Genomic DNA, 20088 nt, shown 5'->3' with positions numbered 1-20088 from the left:
CAGATGGATTGCTACACGATAGGGTAAGGTGGATATAAATTGTGATTAAAAAGGAAGGAGCTGTATCTCCTTCCTTTTAGTATTAGAAGGTTATATATTGCTCTGAAAGCAATTTCATACGTATAATTTAAGGGGATAACATGTGAAATGTTATTTTTGTATTGATCAAGAGGAGTTTTTATATGAACAAATACAAGGGCTTGATTTATGAAGAAAGAGAAGCTTTAAAAGTATTTATATTATTATTCTATATTATATTCTTTTTATATGACGTTATCTATTACTTCGTTTATCCTGCTATGAATATTAACGAAGCAAGGATAGGGTGGCCAGAAGGTGGTATGGGAATAGGCGTATATATATTAGTAATATCTTTGTTTCCTATTTCAATATATCTTCGAAAACAAGGCTATGTATATTTTGTAAAATATTTATTTTTAATTGGGTATATGCTTATTGACCTTATTAATAACTTAATGATTTATTTACACAGTGATCGTGTTTTTGAAAATGGAAATATGGTTGAAATATTTTTAATTTTATTTGCACCGATTTTCGTGAATAGAAAATATTTTTATGTCGTTTCCTGTAGTGTAATTGGAAAATATGTATTTTTCACGTTGATATTGCAAGATATAAAAGTTGTGATTCCGCTTGTTTTATGTGTATTCTTTTTTATTATTTCACATTCTCTGTTAAAACGTTTCCAGTCTTATGTAAGAACAGTTGTTGAGATGATGAGCAATATGAAAGAGACCGAAAATTTAGCTGTTATTGGGACTATGTCTACAACAATTGCTCATGAAATTCGAAATCCATTAACAGCTTTAAAAGGATTTACACAAATTCAAAAGGAAAGAAATCCTGAGGATACGCTGAGCTATGAGATTATGCTGCAAGAAATTGAGAGAATTAATGAGTTTGTTAGTGAATTGATGTTATTAGGAAAACCGAAACCCACAAATTATGAAAGGTGTAATATACGGGAAATCCTTTTATATGTTGTACAGTTAATGGAAAGTTATGCGACTCAATATAAAGTGAAATTTCATTTGCAAGTAGATGGAAATTTACCTGTTATAAATGGTGATGATAAACAATTAAAACAAGTGTTATTAAACATTATCAAAAATGGAATAGAATCGATGCCAAAGGGTGGAGATATTCAGATTCGTGCATATAAAAAAGCTGGAGAGAATTTGTGTATTTCTATTGAAGATCAAGGTTTTGGGATAGAAAATGAGAAAATAGAAAAGATCGGAAAAGCTTTTTATACAACAAAAGAGAATGGTACAGGTCTTGGACTAATGATTACATATAAAATTATTGAAGAACATCAAGGGCGTATCGCGATTCAAAGTAGTATGGGTGTAGGAACGAAAGTGGAAATTTATTTACCAACAGTGTAGTGCAGTAGACGAAATTACTTTTCAGAAAAGTGTTCTTGTTGTGTAAATATAAACATTTTATAAAATGTTTCAAGAGGGGTTTTTTTTATAAAACACTTCGTTTATAATGGAGGAAAATATCGACATAGGGCCTTTAGCTCGTGTAACGGTTCGGTAGTGTTATGAAAAGAAAAGAAGGGGTGCACGCGCATCCTTTTTTCTATGCGGATATTATGAAAGAGGTGGTATGATGGAATTAACATTAAATTCGACTGTATGTTTACACACGATTCAATTTCGAAAAGAGAAATTGAATTATATTGTAAAAGATACAATTACAGGAGAAACATATGAAATGCCGCCACTTTGGATTGATGCACTAGCAATGATGCGTGACGGTTTTTTATTGGGAGAAATTGAGGAGAAATTAAAAGAAGAGTATCCGACCGAAGAAGTAAATATGGTAGCATTTACGAGGCAATTGTTAGAGCTAGAACTGGTCGAAATGGTGGATGGAGAAGAGATAGCTTGTACAAAGAAGAAAGATAAAGATTATTTAGCTTGGTTACGCCCAAGAGTGGAACAATTCTTTTTAAACTTAAATAAAAAATATAAAAGCAAAGGTCAAAAATGATCTTTGCTTTTTTGTAGGCGTGTTTAAAAAATAACAGCGAATGCTCTTGCGAAAGCACCGTCACTATCTTTAATTTTTAAAGGTGCTGCCGAGAAAAAGAAACGTTTCGCTTTAATAGCATCTAGATTTGTTAAGTTTTCAATTAAGTAAATGTTATTACCTAGTAATATGTGATGAATCGGTGATGTTTCTGTCGTTACCTCATCAGGAGAAATAAAATCTAAACCGACTGATTTTACTTTTAATTGAACCAGTTCTTCAGCTAATTCTTCGGAAAGATAAAACGCTTCTTTCTCATAAGCTGCTGTATTCCACTTATTAGATAGATTGGGATGGAAAATGACAATATCATCTTCTTTTATATCGGTATTATGCAATACTTCCTTAGGTAACTTTCTCTCTTGAATATGAGTTACATCGATAAGAACGGCCTCACCTACAAATTGCTTTAGGGGTAATTGATCAATAGTGGTTGCACCTGAAATGAAATGTGCAGGAGCGTCGCAATGTGTACCTACATGAACGACAGAATGGAAATCTGTAACTTGATAGCCCGTCTCTTCAACGTTTGTAATTGCTTCTAGTTGGATTTTTGGTGTTCCAGGAAATTGAGACATATTGTTTTCAAATGTTTGTGATAGGTCGATTACTTTCATTTTAAATACCTCCAATATATGTTTTAAAATATAAAAAACTCATCTTTCATAATCAAGAAAGATGAGTTTTGCACACAATGGTTAAGTTTTATCTTTCAAAATGCATTGCATTTTGCAGGAATTAGCACCTATTCAGTTTGTATAAACTGAGGTTGCTGGGCTTCAAAGGGCCGGTCCCTCTGCCTCTCTTGATAAAGATATATTCAGTTTTAATATTTCGATTTTTTTAATAATTAAATTGTAATTCATTTCCTTTTTTAGTGCAATACAAAATAGGTATTCACCCAAATAAGGTTGCTCGCATATTGTAGCTTATGTAAATAGAATGCTGCGAAGGAGTGAGTGCAGTGACAGGTAATGTATTGAATTATTATGCTGGTGGAAATACAGCTAGAGGATTTCATAATTTATACGAAGAGAATTTAAAAGGGCTAGACAGGTTGTTTATTTTAAAGGGTGGTCCAGGAACTGGGAAATCTTCTTTAATAAAGGCAATAGGTCGTGAATGGGTTGAAAAGGGATACGATATTGAACTTTTGCATTGTTCTTCTGATAATAAGTCAGTTGATGGAGTGATTATCCCAAAATTAAAAGTAGGAATTGTTGATGGAACATCACCGCATGTTATTGAGCCTAAAATGCCAGGGATTGTGGAAGAGTATATTAATTTAGGAGTTGCTTGGGACTCAGATAAATTAAGAAAGCAGAAGTTAGAAATTGAACGATTTGTATCAGAAGCGAGCAAGGCTTTCCAATCTGCTTACGGATGTTTTCAAGAGGCATTAGTTATACACGATGAGTGGGAGAAAATATATATTAATAATATTGATTTTAACAAAGCAAATGGACTAACAGATCAATTGATTCAGAAATTATTTACAGATAAAAAGGGGAAACAATCGATTGTGAAACATCGGTTTTTAGGAGCTGCTACACCGAAAGGAGCAGTTGATTTCGTTCCTAATTTAACAGAAGGATTACCACATCGTTATTTTATAAAAGGACGCCCTGGCTCTGGAAAATCAACAATGCTCAAAAAGTTAGCGCAGGCAGCAGAAGAAAAAGGGTTTGAAGTTGAAGTATATCATTGCGGATTTGATCCGAATAGTCTTGATATGGTTATTGTAAGAGAATTAGGATTTGCAATTTTTGATAGTACCGCACCACATGAATATTTTCCAAGTCGCGTGGGTGATGAGATTATAGATATGTACGCTCTTATTGTTACACCGGGGACGGATGAAAAATATGCTAAAGAAATTCGTGACGTTTCCATTCAATATAAGGCAAAAATGAATGAGGCGATGTCTTTCTTGGCAAAAGCGAAATCAGTTCGTGATAAATTAGAACGAATTTATATTGCTGCTATGGATTTTTCAAAAGTGGATGCATATAAAGATGAAATTCAAAAAGAGTTTGAACGAATTACCGCTACTGTAATTGAAAAGAGAAAGTAGGATTTATTGAACTGTCAGAAAATTTCTGGCAGTTATTTTAGTATGTAGTAAAATTGGTAATATATTTGTCGAATTTCCAAGGAAATAATCAAAAAATGGGGATGGTATGAAATGAGAGGGGAAATTGAATTAGAGCTAGAAAGAATTGAGCAAGAGAATGATGTGAAAATTTTATTTGCAGTGGAATCAGGGAGTCGTGCTTGGGGATTTCCATCGAAAGATAGTGATTATGATGTTAGGTTTGTTTATATACATCCAGTAGAATGGTATTTATCAATTCATGATAAACGAGATGTAATTGAATATCCGATTAGTGATGATTTAGATATAAGTGGCTGGGATATTAAAAAGGCATTGCAACTATTTGCGAAGTCAAATCCAGCTTTACTTGAGTGGATTCGATCACCAATTTTTTATTCGAAAAACTCTAATTTTCCAGAGCAGCTTCAGCAAATGAGTGAAAAGAATTTTGATCCAAAGGCAACGATATATCATTACTTACATATGGCTTCAAAAAATTATCGTGAATTTTTGCAAGGCGAGAATGTAAAGTTGAAAAAGTACTTTTATGTATTACGTCCTATTTTAGCTTGTCAATGGCTAGAAGAGAAAGGGACATTACCTCCAGTAGAATTTGACCGATTAATTACAGAACTATCTATAGAACGTAGTGTATTGAATGAGATTGAGAAATTGTTAGTAAAGAAAAAAGCAGGTACGGAATTAGATGTTGGATTGAAAATTCAGGTGTTAAATCAATTTTTAGAAGAACAAATTGATTATTATCAGCAATACGTGAAAGGGATTGAAAAGGGATTAGGGATTGATATTGAGAGTTTGAATACACTATTTAGAAACATGTTGTTTGAAGTATACCAAAAAGAGCACAAATAAATTTGTGCTCTTTTTTATCCCGCGATTTGTGGGAGCCTACTGCCCGTAAACGCCTAATTGGTGTGGGCTAATAATCAGCTGGGGATGCACCCCACCACTGATTAAAGTTTCACTTTATTTTGTAGGAATAAAGGAAACAGATATAGCTGCGATAAGACCTGCAAAGGAGAATAAGTAAAAATTCCACGCCAAGTCATATTGCATTGTCATAATAATACCGACAAGAATAGGGCCAGCAATCGCACCAACTCGGCCAAGTCCAAGTCCCCATCCTAAGGAGGTAGCTCGTATATGTGATGGGAAGTATTGTGTTACATAAGCATTTAATATTTGAGTAATACCGACTGATCCAATTCCAGCAAGACCAATTAAAAGATAAATGATTGTAACAGATGGTTGAATTGTTAACAGTCCAATACATATGGATGCCATAAGATAGGAGATGCTAATAACAATTTTTGCTCCTATACGATCGGCAATTGCCCCGGCAAATAATGCGCCGATAGCTGCAGTAATATTTAGCATAAGTAGAAATGATAAACTAGATCCAAGAGGATATCCTGCCTGGCGCATCATCTGTGGTAACCAAGTATTTAAACCATAGATTAAAAACATTCCCATTATATAAGTAATCCAAAAAAGTAGCGTTGCTTTTATGTATTCTTTTGAGAATAACGTAAGAAATCCATTTTTCTTTTGTATATTAGATGGTGTTTCAGGAATTTCATTTTTTACATGGAATTCAATTTGAAAGCGATTAAGAATTTTGTTCACTTCTTCTTGTCGATTCCGTGATAATAAAAATTGAATGGACTCAGGTAAATAACGAATAATGAAAGGAACGAGGAGTAGCGGAATCATTCCGATGCCAAACATAATTCTCCATCCGAAATCTTCTAACATAAACATGGATAAAATAGCACCTAACACGATACCTAAAGGATAGCCGGTAAACATAAGAGCGTAAATAAAAGATTGCCGTTTTTTTGGTGAATATTCAACAGTAAGTGCTGAAGCCGTTGGGATAACACCGCCTAATCCGATTCCTCCGATAAATCGAGATAACCCAAATAATTCAGGAGAAGGAGCAATTGCAGCTAAGCCCATTGTGATAGAAAAAAGAGCTAAACAGCATATAAGTGTCCACTTTCGTCCAATTAAATCTGTAATGGTTCCGACTAGAATAGCGCCAATAAACATCCCAAATAGAGCATAGCTGGCAATTGTTCCAGCTTGAGCTGGTGATAGGGCCCAGCTGTTGTCTTCTAGAAGCTTTGGCAGAACAGCGCCGTAAATACCTAAATCATATCCGTCAGCTAGAATGGCGAGCCAACAAATAAAAACAACAAGTTTTGTAATAGAGCTTGAAAAGATAGTTTCTGTAGATTCTAGATGAGGTGGAGCAGAAGGTTGCATAGTATTCACCCCTTTTATTTGTAGATGAATATATTATTTTATTTAATGTTAATATTTCCCTGCTTGTGTCGAAATTTATATGAAAAGGTGTCATGAAAAACAAAGAAGTTCAACAGGATTCTTGTTGAACTTCTTTGTTTTTTTACTCGTTATCAACTCGTTTTAATGGTTGATCTGCTGGCCCTTCCATAACATCGCCATCAATTGAAAAACGAGAACCGTGGCAAGGGCAATCCCAAGTACAATCACCATTATTCCATTCAACTTCACAGCCGAGGTGTGTACAAGTCGTGTCGACGATATGTAATTTTCCTTCTTTATCTTTATAGGCACCTGCTCGTTTGCCGTTGACATGTACAACAGATCCCTCACCAACTTCAAGATCTTCTGGTTTACGTAATGCGGTTTCAATTTTCCCTTCAATTAAATGTTTAGCAACATCAATGTTTTGAGAAAGGAATGTTTTTATATCTGGATTTGCATGAAAGCGTGATGGTGCAAACAGCTCTTTATATGGGCTGTGGATTTTTAGAATGGAATCCTTCAGTAAATGAGCTGCAGCAGTTCCTGTTGTCATTCCCCATTTGCGATATCCAGTTGCAACAAATATATTTGGATTTCTTTCGTTAATATGTCCGATATAGGGGAGCTTGTCTAGCGTAATTAAATCTTGCGCTGACCATCTATAGGGAACTTCATCTACTCCAAAAGTTGCTTCAGCAAAAGAATAGAGTGCTTCATAATGAAGCATCGTATTTATTCCCTGTCCCGTTTTATGGCTCTCTCCGCCAATCAAAATCAACTTTTCTCCATTGTTTGTTATATAGCGTAAGGAGCGTTTTGGATCATCAATACTTAAATACATGCCACCTGGATAATCTGTTTTTGTTTTTATTGCAAGAGCATAGGAGCGTTCTGCGTACATTCTCGTAAAGAAAAAGCTATTCGCATCATAAAAAGGAAAATGAGAACAAGAGACGACATATTCACAAGTGATGCGATGCCCCTCCTTTGTAATTACTTGTGGATAATCTCCTTTTTCCACATCCATAGCTGTTGTTTGTTCATAAACTTTGCCACCCATCTCCACAAACTTTTCTAAAAGTGTTTTCAAATAAAGGAGGGGATGGAATTGCGCTTGATTTTTCATTACAAGTGCAGATTGTACTGGAATAGGAATCGATAGAGATTGAACATAGTCACAAGGTATATTTAATTTTTGATAAGCTTCATATTCTTTCGATAAATTTCTTAAACCGTTATCAGTAGTTGTATATAAGTATGAATCTTCATTTGAAAAATTACAGTCGATTTTATATGTTTGCACAGTGTCATTTATGAATTGTAGAGCGTGATTATTTGATTCGTAGTAAAGCCTGGCTTTTTCCACACCGAAATGATTTATTAATTCGTCGTAAATAAGATCATGTTGTGCTGTTACTTTTGCTGTTGTATGCCCAGTTGTTCCATTTAAAATAAGACCAGAATCAATTAAAACAACGTCGATGCCTTCTTTTGCAAGTAAATAGGCAGTAGTAATACCTGTAATACCAGCACCGATAACAGCAACTTCTGTCTTTATATTTTCGGATAAATGAGGAAAAGTAGGAATTTGAGTAGATTCAATCCAATAGGATGATGGTAACTGGGGAAACGTGTCATCTGTCATTTGTGAAACCTCCTAAATTAGAACAATTTTCCTTTTAATATTTCCATCTTATATGGAATTCATGTATGTTGTTTTAGTAGCGTTCTATTTTTATTAAAAGAAAGATAAAATTATTTTAATATAATTATTTTAATGGGGCAGTATGAAGAAGTGGGATTTATAGAAAACTAAATTTAAGTGATTCCGTTTGTTGATTACATAGAGAGTTTTTGAATAAGATAGAGTCCATGGCGTTTAAGAAGATGCATATATATAGTGGATAAATCCTTATGAAATCTATACTTTTTCTTTAGTGAAATAAAGTATGATTATAAAAATATAACCAACTTTTATTACTAGGTCATAAAAGTTGTTGACAATATAGAAATTCTATTGTTATGATTCATCATGTGGAAAGGTTGATAGAGAGTAAAAAGAGAAATGTTTTTCATTGATAATAAAAGCGGAAAAATAAGTGACGATAGAGTGAGTATATTTTCCTTATGAATAAATGCTTTTTTGATCACCTAGTAAAATCAATCTGGAAGCAAGAATTGATATATGCAAGTTTGCGCAGGGCGCGGCATAAGAAAGGGGCAAAAGGATGAAGGAGCTTCATACGTTTGGGTGGTATGCAGCGCGTGTATCACCACATTTGCCGAAAAAAGCATTTAAACCAGTTCCTACTCGTTTATTTGGTGGACTGGCTTATTTACTTGTGGCATTGGCTGGTTTAATAACGATCGGTGTATTTGAATTGAATGTGTGGGTAAATCTAGGAATTGCAATTGTTCTTGGATTATGTTTTGCTTCACTTGGATTTTTAGGACATGAAATTTTACACGGAACAGTTGTAAGAAAGGCATGGCTTCGTGATTTTTTAGGTGCGATAGCATTTATGCCATTATCAACTGGCCCAAAACTTTGGAGAAAGTGGCATAATGCAACGCATCATGTTCACACACAGCATGAAGAGAATGATCCAGATGCATGGCCAACATTTGAGAAACTTAAAAAGAGTAAGTTTTTGAGTTGGGTATATCGCATGCCTCTTCATGTACGTTCATTCTTTAGTTTTCTGTCACTAACAATTCAATTTACGTTACATTCGACTCGAATGTTCTTTCATTTTATAAAGGAATTTAAGTCATCCAATCAAAAATCTGTATGGCTACAACTTCTTTTGCCTTGGACAGTTTGGATTAGTTTATTGTTTATTATGGGACCTGCAAAGTGGTTATTTGCATACGTGATTCCGTTGTTAATTGCTAACTTTATTGTAATGGCATATATCGCAACGAATCACCGCTTAAATCCAATTGTTCCAGTAAATGATCCTTTAGCAAACTGTTTATCAGTAACAGTGCCGCGCTGGGTAGATGTTTTGCATTTCAATTTCTCATACCATACGGAACATCATCTGTTTCCTGCTATGAGTTCTAAATACTATCCGTTAGTAAAAGAGAAAATTAAAGAAATGTGGCCGGAACGTTATCACGAAATGCCGATGACAAAAGCATTGGGAGCACTTTGGAATACACCACGTGTGTATTATCAAGGAAGTGAATTAGTTGATCCGCATAGGGAGCATTTCTATGGTTCTTTAGGAAATGGATTGGACCCTCATAATATTTCATATCGTGAGGATCATATAGAGGAAAAAGAGAGTGTTAAAAAAGTAAATCAGTAAACACGTATACATTTTGAAAAAGCAAGCTACTGAAGAGTAGCTTGCTTTTTGCTATTTTGTAGTTTGATATACTTTTTGCATGTAGTAGTAACTCTTCTTGAGTCGTGATGTGTATTCAACGACATCACCCCATTTTGAATAGTTATACATAGCATATTCTCCATCTTGTGCAGTTGTAATGTTTTCAGCTCCAATTTGAACTGTAAAGCCAATCGCGTTAATAATTTGTTTCGTAGTTAAACCATCTATTTCTTCGTTTGCATAAATATCACCAATAAATTCTTTAATATTTGGTGCTTTCGCATTTAATACCATCCAAGGAATACGGACCTCAATTGTTTCTTTTTCAGGAGTAGAAAAATCTGCAAGTGAGTTGTAATCCGCACTATTTGGATTACTATTCCCCATAGTTAATGCTCCGACATTAAATTTTTCAAATGGCAATTGTTCCTGAGAAAGTGGTAATGTAATTGGCAAACTTAATGCTGTATAAATAGGGGAGAATTGCCCACTATTTTTTTCAGGTTTTGTATATGGAACTAGATTTCGTTGGAAACCAAATTCATAAGAGAATACATCATAGTAAGAATCAACGAGTACTTGATTAAATTGCCCGCCGTGCAGATCAATTTTAAAGTCAGCGCCTTCTTTCATAGAAAGGCCGTTAAATTCTTTATTCCCTTGTTCAGGTAATATGTTTATCCCAATTGTAATAGGTTCCTCTTCAAGAGGTCTAGCTTTTGGACGGTCAATGGATAAGTATAAATATGACTCATCGTGTGTTACGAAAGTTTTGTACCCATTCTTATCTCCAATTTCCGTTTTTGTTTTCCAATCACTCGTATCACCATCGACATTAATAGTATGTGATTCAAATGATAGTAAACCGAAATGTTGTTCAGGAACTTGTACGTTGTTCCAATGTGGTCGCTCTTCCGGATTATCATATTTAGTTGTATTCCAAGAGAATTTAAACCATTCATCTTGCCAAATGAATACAATACCGCCGGCCAATTTCGCTTGAATAATATCTTCGAAGAGCTCCGCATTACGTTTACCTTGTTCATCTTCATCCATATGTCCTTGATCTTTTCCGTGTATATTTTTATGAGAAATACCTCGTGATCCAGGGATACCAAATTCCGAAATAACAACAGGCATTTCATGTGAGTCATGCAAGTCTTTTAAATAAGCAGCGTAACTATTTGATTGCCCGCGATGGTCTTTAAAATTCGCTTTATCAGGATCAAAATTTAAGAAATCAGGATAATAAGGATACACATGATAAGATGCAAACGCCCCACTTGGATAATTTTTATTAGCAAAGATATGATTTGGATTTATTGATACAGCATCTTCACCAACAAACGGTTCAGCAGGATGTTCTAGTAAATCTGTTGTAACCCAGTTAGAAAAAGCGATAGGCTGAGCGGTTTCATATTTGCTAATAGAATATTGAGCGATATGATTCATTCCTTCAGCTAGCCAAATTTCAAATGGACTGGCGTTCTTTGCTTCGAAATATTTACCCTTAAATGAAGTTTTATCAGCATGTTTTTTATTTGTTTCGATGACCATATCAGGATCCCATTCAATCCCCAGAATCCAACCAGCTAAATATTGTGACACATCGTAATTATATTCACCGTAGGCATGTCCTTTTTCAGCAGCGATTGTTGTATTACCATGAATCACATCGGCTGTTCGTTCGATATTTTTAAAGAGTTCATTTTTTGATTGATAAGCATCTTTTGTTTCTAACAGCTGTTCTTCTTCAACCCATACGCCATGGAAGAAATATAAAGGTTGTTTTGCTTGCTGGTTAAATTCAAATAAAGCTTCATAAAAAGCAGGAGGGTGAATGGTATAAATACGAATCGTGTTTGCACCCATTTCGCTAATTTGTTTCAACCATTTTTTATATTCTGCTTTCGTAATCGCAGCGTCCCCTGGAAATGCACCTGGTTTTGCCATGCCGAGGTTCACGCCTTTAATTGTCCAATCTTCCCATTTACCTCCTGTATAATGCTGAAGGGTTTGCTTATTTCGCTCTGCTTTAAACCCGTAAGAAATATTATCTTCAGGGCTTTTTATGAATGTTGATTGCAATCGATGCTTTGTCGCATCTATACCGAAAATAACAGTTAAAATAATAAGGACGAAAGCAATCCTTCGAAGCCACCAAAAACGTTCTGAAGATTGATTTTCAAGGGATTTACGCTTCATTTTTCCCCAACCTTTAATTCGGAAAAGACTTTGGAAAAGCCCTAAAAATCGATACCAAACAGTAAGTGGACGATACCAAAATGATTCAGTTAAGGACCAGAGAAGTAAGAGTGTGAAATCTTTTATACTATTTTGCTTTTTCATACTCCATTCTTCTAATAAAACAACTCCTACAGATAGGAATGATCCGTATAGTACGGTAGCAGCTAACAGTAAAAATACATATTCTGTGAAAATCTCATCGAATAGTAAATGATACAGTAGTAGTAAATAGCCAAGTATTTCAATAATAGGACCGAGCCATTCTAGTAATAAATAAAAAGGCATTGCAATCATACCGAAAGCTTTATATTTTGGACGGAATAAAATATCTTTATGGCGCCATAAAGTTTCACCTAAACCACGGTGCCAACGACTTCGTTGTTTGCGGAAGGTTGTTAAATCATCAGGAGCCTGTGTCCAGCAAATTGCGTTTGGATTATAAATGATTTTCTTTTCTTCTCCATCTTGTAAAGCCTTTTTATGGAGGTGAACGACAAGTTCCATATCTTCTCCGACAGTTTTTCGTTGATAACCTCCAATACGAATAACTTCTCCTTTATCGAAAATACCGAATGCACCAGAAATGATAGGAAGAATATTATACTTGCTCCATGCTAAGCGGCCAAATAAGAATCCACGCAAATACTCAATAATTTGCATGAGAGCAAGAGGTTGTTTTGGAAGACGATTTTCAATCATTTGTCCATTTTGTATGTAAGAACCATTCACAATACGAACACTTCCGCCAGTTACCATAACTTTTTCTGGAGATTCATAAATTGGTTTCATAGCTTTCATAAGTGCATCACGTTCTAAGAGAGAGTCGGCATCTAATGAACAAACGTACGGATAGTTTGAAATATTGATACCTGCATTTAAAGCATCCGCTTTGCCGCCGTTTTCTTTATCGACAACGATAATTTGTTTATTAACAGATGAGCGATATATTTTTCGAATGGTCTCTGTTTCCAATTGTAACCTAACCACGTTTTGAATTTCGTATAGTTGAAAATGATTTTTTAATTGCCCTAAAGTGTCATCATTTGATCCATCGTTTACAACGATTACCTCAAACTCAGGGTATTCTAAAGTTAATAGTGATTGGACACTTGATACGATAGTGACTCCTTCATTATAGGCAGGAACAATAATAGAAACAGGTCGAGTAATACCAGACTGTAAATAATGAAGTAATTCCCTGTTTTCATCACGTTCTCGTCTTTTTCTTAAGGTGAATGCAGAAATAAGAAATATAGCGGTATAGAATAAGATAGCAACGCCCATATAGAGTAAGAAGAGCCATTGGGAAATTTTTAAAAATATATCAAGATAATGCACGTGTTGTCACATCCTTTCGTGTTAAAGCCTCTAATGCACTTTCACGTGCGAAACGATCAGAGTGATGTAAGGCAATTTCAATATATTTTTCTTGCCAGTTTGAATAATATTGAATTGCATGTTGGACTTCACGACGTACCCACCAAGATTTATGCCCCGCTTGTTTTAGTAAATAAGGGAAATATGTTTCATCTTTAAAGGGACTTATTACACGAATAAGCATTAGGTGAATTTGCCAACTTTCTTTTTTGAATAAATGTTCAATATGCTCTTTTGTTTCTGCTTTAGGCATTAACTTTGAAATAGCATGTAACGAGCGAATAATAACTTCCTCATCTTCATTCTTTAAGTTTTGAACGAGAAAAGGATAGAAAGTATTCTCTTCTCGTGTACCAATCGCATTTAAAATTTCATATTGAAATTGTTTGGGTAATGTGTGGAAAAACTCAACCCAAACTGAAAAATTTTCAGTTTGAGAAATGCTTAATGCAATCATAGTAATTGGAATTGAATCTTGAACACTTGTGGCAAGTAAAATTGCTTGCCTTGTGTTTAATGTACTTAAGGTAGTAAATGCCTGATGCTGGATAGATCCGGATGTTTGAGTGCAAATCTCCTTTACCTCATTTTCAAATTCTTTTATTTTGAAGAAAGAAATAATATCTAATATATTTTGTTTTTCTATATGGTTGCCGTGTACTAATTTATCTGTATAATGAGGAAACAAATAAACTTGTAATAAATGATGAATTCGTTGTTTTTCATCAACCCCGGATACGAGCTGCGTGGCTTTAATACAGAGAGATTCTAGTGCGTGAATATCTGCTGTATGTTCGATTTTGAAATCATGGTATTTGTTATACATGATAAACTCATATATAGATTTCCTGTTTTCTTCTTTCCATTTATAATTTTTTCTTTTGAAATTTCTACTATGTAATTTTAGTGAAATTAAATATATATAGGCTATAAGAATAGCAAATATTAAAAAGATAACTATGGATTGGATAATCGTAACTATAATCAATAGCGTTCATTCCTTCCTTCTAATAAATGCGCCAAACGAACTTTAAATTCTAAAGGTGAAAACGGCTTTTCAATAAAATCATCAGCTCCCGCTTTAAACGCCTCTTCAAGATGGTGGGCTGTTGATTTAGTAGAGGTCATAAAAATTCGGAAATGTCGACTAGGCAACAATCTCTTTAATCGATTAATAAGTTCTAAGCCATCCATTTGTGGCATCATCCAATCCACAATTAGTATGAAGAATGGAAACTGTTCATAGACTTTTTCTGTGAAAAAATGCTTTCCACTAGTGAAATGATATACGTTTAGTAAAGTTGTATATTCAGTTTTTAAAAATTTCGCTAATAAGTCATCAGCGGTTACTACTAATAATGGAGGGGTTGGGCGAGATACTGACATATATTTTTGTAATCTCTTTTGAATTGTTTCCAAAGGTAATTTTACATGTAACACTTCTTGTGCTGCGTGGTGAACGATTTGTTCATCATCTGCATGTTCATAAAAATAAATGATAGGTTGTTGTATATAATGAGACGGAATAATTTCTTTATATACAACAACACAATCAGCGTTATTTATGTTGTCGACAATTTGAATGGAGGCATTTTGGAGCACCTCAGGGCTAGTGCCAATTACACAAACTTTAAGTAACTGCTCATTCTGTTTAAAGGAAAGCATCATTTGTGTGATATGCTCGACCACGTCGTAGACAGAGCTAGAATCTTTTAAGGTTGTAGATAATTGTTGCAAATCTTTTTGTAATTGATAGAATCCTAATGTTTCAGCCAGGCTTGTTAAGTTATTTATATAACTTGTAAGTTGCTGAAGGTTATAAATTTGATATCTTTGTTTTAGCCAATCTTTATAAATTAAATCAAGCATAGTGACCTCCTTGCACTATTTAAGATGTCTAGATGTGCATATCTATCTTTACTATATTATGGATAATTTTATGATGTGTAAAGAGGTAGACTGTGGAAATACAATAAATTTCTCATATATAGAAAAATATTATGGAAGAAAAAGGTGTGGAGAAAGAATGAAAACAGGTTAAGGAAATAGACCTTAACCTGTTAGGGGTGTTTAAAGAGACATTTCTTTGGTTTTCTTTTTGGTAGTTTGTATAGAGTTAGTTTCTTTTCGTTGTAGTCGTTTTTCTAAAAGATTAACAAGGTAAGTGAATAGAAGAACAAGTGCGAGATAATATACACCAACGATTATATATGTATCTAATTGTTGGAAGTTACCTGCGGCAATGGATAAACCTGACCCCCATAATTCGGACATTCCTACATAAGCAACGAGTGAAGAATCTTTTAATCCAATGATGAATTGGTTCCCTAGAGGAGGAAGCGATAGGCGAAATGCTTGTGGTAATATAATTCGGCGCATCGCTAAAGGATAAGGCATACCTAAAGAGCGTGCAGCTTCTAATTGTCCCCGGTCGACGGATTGAATTGATCCGCGGAAAATTTCAGTAATATATGCACCGTTATGAATTGCTAAAGCAATTGCACCTGCCCAAAAAGGGGTAAAAACAACAACGGATGTAATCCCAAAATAGAGAATGGCAATTTGAACAATTAAAGGTGTACCACGAATAATGGCGATGTATACATGAGCAATACTATTTAGAACTTTATTGTTAGAGATTCGAAAAAAAGCGAATAGTAATCCAATTAGTGAACCGAGTAATAGGGATGTTAGTGTTAATTGTAATGTGACTATAGTAGCCTTTAAGAGTGTGGGATAGGTAGAAATAAAAATTTCAAACATATGTGTCACCTCATATTGTATGGATTTTAGTAGGGAATGAAATACCCCACATGGGAAGTGGGGCATCATTTATGAAATCTTTGAATAGCTAACTTACTTCGTTTTCTCCTCTTCTCCAAGAATATTACGGCCAAACCATTTTTTACTAATTTTTTCATACGTGCCGTCTTTGATAATTTCATCTAAAGCTTTATTTACTTTCTCAACCATTTCTTTATCATCTTTACGAATAGCAATTCCCATTTCATCAAGGTTTAATGGTTTGCCAGCTTCTTTTATATTTGATTTCCCTTCTTTAATCATTCGAAGACCAACCATTTGATCAGTGATTACTGCATCAACACGTCCAGGTTCTAAGTCCATAAGTGCAGTAATATCACTATCATATTCTGTAATTTGATCTGTATGTTTTGCAACAAGAGTTTTAAAGGTACTGGCTTTTACAACACCAATCTTCTTACCTTTCAAATCTTCTGGAGAAGAGATAGATGTATTCTTTTTAGCTACAAAAATTTGTGCACCAGAGCGATAATATGGATTTGAGAAATTCACGGCTTTTAATCGCTCTTCTGTAATAGCCATACTTCCTAATATTACATCATACTTTTTCGATTGCAGACCTTGAATTAATGTTTCCCAAGGGTTTGTAACAGGAACTGGCTTCATTCCCATCTTTTTCGCGAGAGCGTCACCTATTTCTACATCAAAACCGACAAGCTTTCCGTCATTTTCTTTATAATTAAAAGGTTTGTATAAACCACTCATCGCATAACGAAATTCTTTTTCACCATTAGATGAGGTAGTAGTGCTTTCCTTGCTACAGGCTCCTAGTATGAAGGATGTACACAGTGTAATACTCGCAACAATAGTTAATAGTTTTCTTTTCATAAAACCCCTCCTATATATTGATCATACGGATGGTTTTAAGTATGTTATCGAGATATTTTATTTGGATGATTAGTTGTGCACCGTATGACTGTATTTCTTTTCGATTGAAACAGAAGTTACATTATAAAACGTTGCGTAAAAATTGCTTGGCCCGTTCATGTGATGGAGCTGAAAAGAATTGCGCGGGAGGAGCTTCCTCCACAATCTTCCCGTCATCCATAAAGATGACGCGGTCAGCTACATCTCTTGCGAAATTCATTTCATGAGTAACAATAACCATTGTCATTCCTTCTTCAGCAAGTTCTTTCATAACTTGCAACACTTCTCCAACAAGTTCAGGGTCTAAAGCTGAGGTAGGTTCATCAAATAGCATAATTTTAGGATTCATGGCAAGAGCGCGTGCAATCGCAATTCGTTGTTTTTGACCACCGGAAAGGAGGTGGGGAGTTACATCTGCTTTATCTTGTAGCCCAACCTTTTGTAGGAGTTGGTTTCCAATTTCTTTTGCATTTGCTGTCTCTAATTTTTTTACGTGAATAGGTGCTTCTGTGATGTTTTCTAGTGAGGTCATATGAGGAAAGAGGTTAAAGTGCTGAAAAACCATACCGACATTTTCACGGACTTTGTTTAAATTTGAATGCTTTGGATCAATTCGTTCACCTTGTAAATGAATTTCACCTTCATCGTACATTTCTAAAAAGTTAAGACAGCGAAGTAATGTACTTTTGCCGGAACCACTGGCACCGATTAAAACAACAACTTCTTTTTCTTTTACTTCTAAATCAATTCCTTTTAAAACATCAAGTGAACCGAATGATTTTACTAGATTTCGAACTTGAATCATACAAAACCCCCAGTCAAAAATATATTTACAAATGTTGCCCCTTATTTCTGTTATTAGTCATAAATTGTCAGAATCCTTTATTTTTTTGGCGGGATTTGATATTCAAGGAAATTATGATTTTTAAAATCTTTATATCTTTCTATAGCGAAAGTATGGATAACAATATATAGGCATTACTTATATTGCTTAAAATAAGGGGGAAAGAAGAGATGGAAAAAGAAAGGAAAACATTTTCCTTTGGTTTACGTATACAGCTTATGCTATTTACGACAGTTTTAGCTTTCATTACATATTCAACAAGCTTATTTTTTATTTACGTTATATATGATTATTTTTAAATTTATGTAAGTCGAACTGTTTATAATATTATCGTTATGTTATTAGGTGTAGTATGGTCTGGAATTTTAGCATATGGAGCAGCAATTTTTTTAATTAAACCACTTCGTAAGTTGGAAGAAGCTGCAAGGAAAGCGGCTGAGGGTGATATTCGGGAAGATGCCCCATTGCCAAAGACGGATAATGAAATTAAGTCTTTAAGTATTGCATTTAATAGGATGCTAGGAAATTTAAGAGGTATGGTAAAAAATATTGATACTACATTTTTGTATACAAATAATCAAGTTCAGCAAATTAGAAAACAAACAGGAGAAGCGACGAAGCAAGCGGCTGATTTGAAACAAACGATTGAACGATTTTCGATGTAAAAAGGAAGAACAGTATTCTGTTCTTCCTTTTTACGTATGGAAAGGAGGAATGCTTTGTTGAAAACGAAAAACATTGCAAGGGTCATATATAGTCTTCACTTTACGTAATTTTTGAAAGTTAGAGCCATAATAACTAGTTTGCCAATTTTTAATGTCGATATCGGGCCAATTGACATAGTCACCTAGTGTATAAGGATCTAAGCTTTCTCGTAAATCTTTAACCCAGCGTATATTTCGATTTTCTTCATCATCGCATTTCCAAGAGGTAATGTATTCTTGAGCAATGATTGCTTTACGATGAAAATAAGCTGTGTCATTAGGTGGAATATTTTCAACAGCACCTACGAGTGATTGATGCCAAATACTCGCATCTTTATTTGGGGCATGAGAAAGAAAATGTTGCATGATTTGAATGCCTTTAAGGGGAATAGGTTTATATACATAGGAACCAGAGCGCTTGAAATTTTCAGGGATATTACCGCTATTAAAGAATTGAACAGCCTTTATATAAGGAACTTCATCTATAAAGAGAGAGGGGGTACCAATTTTAAGTAGGGGAGATAATAGAGAATAGAGTTCAGAGGGAGGGCCAACAAATTCGCCTTTTACTTCAATTTTATTTCGTTGTTTGGAGAATAATTCGATAGATGAAGTGAGACGTTCATCTATATAAGGTGCCCAGTTTTGCCACGCTTGGAATGTAGCAATAAAGTCTTTCCATTCCCATGTAAGTGAGAAAATTGATACGCTTCTTATAGGATGGACTCGAAAAGTTAAGGAGGTAACAATTCCGAAATTTCCACCACCACCACCACGGCATGCCCAAAACAGGTTAGGGTTTTCTTGTTCATTTGCACGAATGATTTTTGCACCAAATTTTCCACACGCTTGTACCATTTCGACCTCTAGTAATTGATCACATGTTAATCCAAATAAGCGTGAAAGCATACCGATGCCACCGCCAAGTGTTAATCCAATAATTCCAACGCTTGCACTTGTACCAGCCGGTATTGTAACACCGTAATTCCAAAGCTCTTTATAAACGGTGCCAAGATTTGCACCTGCTTCAATTGTTGCTGTTAATTTCCCTGTATTAACCGTAATTTTCTTCATTTCACTCACGTCAATAATAAGTCCTCGATTTAAAAGGGAGAAATTTTCATAGCTATGCCGCCCGCTTCTTAAGCGAAATGGTACATGATGCTCACGTGCCCACTTTAAGGCGTTACACACATCATTTTTATTTTGACAAAAAACAATAATACAAGGGAGTTTTGGAATACTTAAATTTAAATTCATTCGGGCTATGTCATACCCGGGATCTGAAGGAACGACGATACGACCAGTTAATTTTGTTTGTTTCAATTTGTATCTCCTTTCTGAAATAATCTGAGCTTGTATTAGTATATGAAGAGTGTGTGTAACGCGTATGGACAAGAAGAAGAGAAGTGTTAGATTTAT

At 34.6% G+C, this 20088-nt stretch carries 15 protein-coding genes, 1 pseudogene and 1 riboswitch; of the genes and pseudogenes, 6 read left to right on the top strand and 10 right to left on the bottom strand.

The window, feature by feature from the left end; all coding sequences use genetic code 11:
* Positions 1–182: 182 nt before the first annotated feature.
* On the top strand, positions 183–1409 hold the full coding sequence (locus tag CDB3_RS22870; RefSeq protein WP_128856067.1) for an ATP-binding protein: 1227 nt from the start codon (positions 183–185) through the stop codon (positions 1407–1409).
* A gap of 229 nt (positions 1410–1638) precedes the next feature.
* On the top strand, positions 1639–2022 hold the full coding sequence (locus tag CDB3_RS22865) for a hypothetical protein (RefSeq protein WP_097828967.1): 384 nt from the start codon (positions 1639–1641) through the stop codon (positions 2020–2022).
* A 23-nt stretch (positions 2023–2045) separates the two neighbouring features.
* On the opposite strand, the gene CDB3_RS22860 is transcribed toward CDB3_RS22865, so the two are convergent.
* Positions 2046–2678 carry a cyclase family protein gene (locus CDB3_RS22860; protein ID WP_128856065.1) on the bottom strand — a complete coding sequence of 211 codons (633 nt, stop codon included), beginning with the start codon at positions 2676–2678 and terminating at the stop codon, positions 2046–2048.
* Between the two features lie 85 nt (positions 2679–2763).
* A riboswitch (SAM riboswitch) is annotated at positions 2764–2876 on the bottom strand.
* A 149-nt stretch (positions 2877–3025) separates the two neighbouring features.
* On the opposite strand from CDB3_RS22860, the gene CDB3_RS22855 reads away from it, so the two are divergent.
* The gene (locus CDB3_RS22855; RefSeq protein WP_128856064.1) at positions 3026–4135 is read left to right on the top strand and encodes a PRK06851 family protein; all 1110 of its coding nucleotides are present in this window, start codon (positions 3026–3028) and stop codon (positions 4133–4135) included.
* A 111-nt stretch (positions 4136–4246) separates the two neighbouring features.
* Positions 4247–5029 (top strand): nucleotidyltransferase domain-containing protein, encoded by a 783-nt coding sequence (locus CDB3_RS22850; protein WP_128856063.1) that lies wholly within the window; start codon positions 4247–4249, stop codon positions 5027–5029.
* A gap of 114 nt (positions 5030–5143) precedes the next feature.
* Here the strand turns inward: CDB3_RS22850 and CDB3_RS22845 are convergent, their stop codons facing one another.
* Both CDB3_RS22845 and CDB3_RS22840 read right to left on the bottom strand, forming a co-directional pair.
* The gene (locus CDB3_RS22845; protein ID WP_128856062.1) at positions 5144–6445 is read right to left on the bottom strand and encodes an MFS transporter; all 1302 of its coding nucleotides are present in this window, start codon (positions 6443–6445) and stop codon (positions 5144–5146) included.
* A 142-nt stretch (positions 6446–6587) separates the two neighbouring features.
* Positions 6588–8114, bottom strand: coding sequence for an FAD-dependent oxidoreductase (locus CDB3_RS22840; protein WP_128856061.1), 1527 nt, complete (start codon positions 8112–8114; stop codon positions 6588–6590).
* Between the two features lie 583 nt (positions 8115–8697).
* Between CDB3_RS22840 and desB the strand changes: the two genes are divergently transcribed.
* Positions 8698–9783 carry a Delta(10) desaturase DesB gene (gene desB / locus CDB3_RS22835; protein ID WP_128856060.1) on the top strand — a complete coding sequence of 362 codons (1086 nt, stop codon included), beginning with the start codon at positions 8698–8700 and terminating at the stop codon, positions 9781–9783.
* A gap of 51 nt (positions 9784–9834) precedes the next feature.
* Here the strand turns inward: desB and CDB3_RS22830 are convergent, their stop codons facing one another.
* The 6 genes from CDB3_RS22830 to CDB3_RS22805 form a co-directional block, all read right to left on the bottom strand.
* Complete coding sequence (locus CDB3_RS22830) at positions 9835–13389, bottom strand: glycosyltransferase family 2 protein (RefSeq protein ID WP_179139747.1); 3555 nt, start codon at positions 13387–13389, stop codon at positions 9835–9837.
* On the bottom strand, positions 13376–14254 hold the full coding sequence (locus CDB3_RS22825) for a HEAT repeat domain-containing protein (protein WP_256869928.1): 879 nt from the start codon (positions 14252–14254) through the stop codon (positions 13376–13378). The genes CDB3_RS22830 and CDB3_RS22825 overlap by 14 nt, the downstream gene beginning before the upstream one ends.
* A gap of 158 nt (positions 14255–14412) precedes the next feature.
* Complete coding sequence (locus tag CDB3_RS22820) at positions 14413–15297, bottom strand: response regulator (RefSeq protein ID WP_128856057.1); 885 nt, start codon at positions 15295–15297, stop codon at positions 14413–14415.
* 201 nt (positions 15298–15498) lie between these two features.
* On the bottom strand, positions 15499–16191 hold the full coding sequence (locus CDB3_RS22815) for an amino acid ABC transporter permease (RefSeq protein ID WP_128856056.1): 693 nt from the start codon (positions 16189–16191) through the stop codon (positions 15499–15501).
* A gap of 93 nt (positions 16192–16284) precedes the next feature.
* Complete coding sequence (locus CDB3_RS22810; RefSeq protein ID WP_128856055.1) at positions 16285–17079, bottom strand: ABC transporter substrate-binding protein; 795 nt, start codon at positions 17077–17079, stop codon at positions 16285–16287.
* Positions 17080–17200: 121 nt separating this feature from the next.
* On the bottom strand, positions 17201–17923 hold the full coding sequence (locus tag CDB3_RS22805) for an amino acid ABC transporter ATP-binding protein (protein ID WP_128856054.1): 723 nt from the start codon (positions 17921–17923) through the stop codon (positions 17201–17203).
* A 209-nt stretch (positions 17924–18132) separates the two neighbouring features.
* On the opposite strand from CDB3_RS22805, the pseudogene CDB3_RS22800 reads away from it, so the two are divergent.
* Positions 18133–18621: pseudogene (locus tag CDB3_RS22800) on the top strand (HAMP domain-containing protein); the annotation flags it as partial.
* A 36-nt stretch (positions 18622–18657) separates the two neighbouring features.
* On the opposite strand, the gene CDB3_RS22795 reads toward CDB3_RS22800, so the two are convergent.
* Positions 18658–19992 carry an FAD-binding oxidoreductase gene (locus CDB3_RS22795; protein WP_128856053.1) on the bottom strand — a complete coding sequence of 445 codons (1335 nt, stop codon included), beginning with the start codon at positions 19990–19992 and terminating at the stop codon, positions 18658–18660.
* Positions 19993–20088: the final 96 nt, after the last annotated feature.

It is taken from the genome of Bacillus sp. CDB3 (assembly GCF_002081505.1).
GTDB classification, from domain to species: Bacteria; Bacillota; Bacilli; order Bacillales; family Bacillaceae_G; genus Bacillus_A; species Bacillus_A cereus_AT.
Note: the sequence above shows the minus strand (reverse complement) of the source record. Positions and strands in the feature narration are given on the sequence as shown.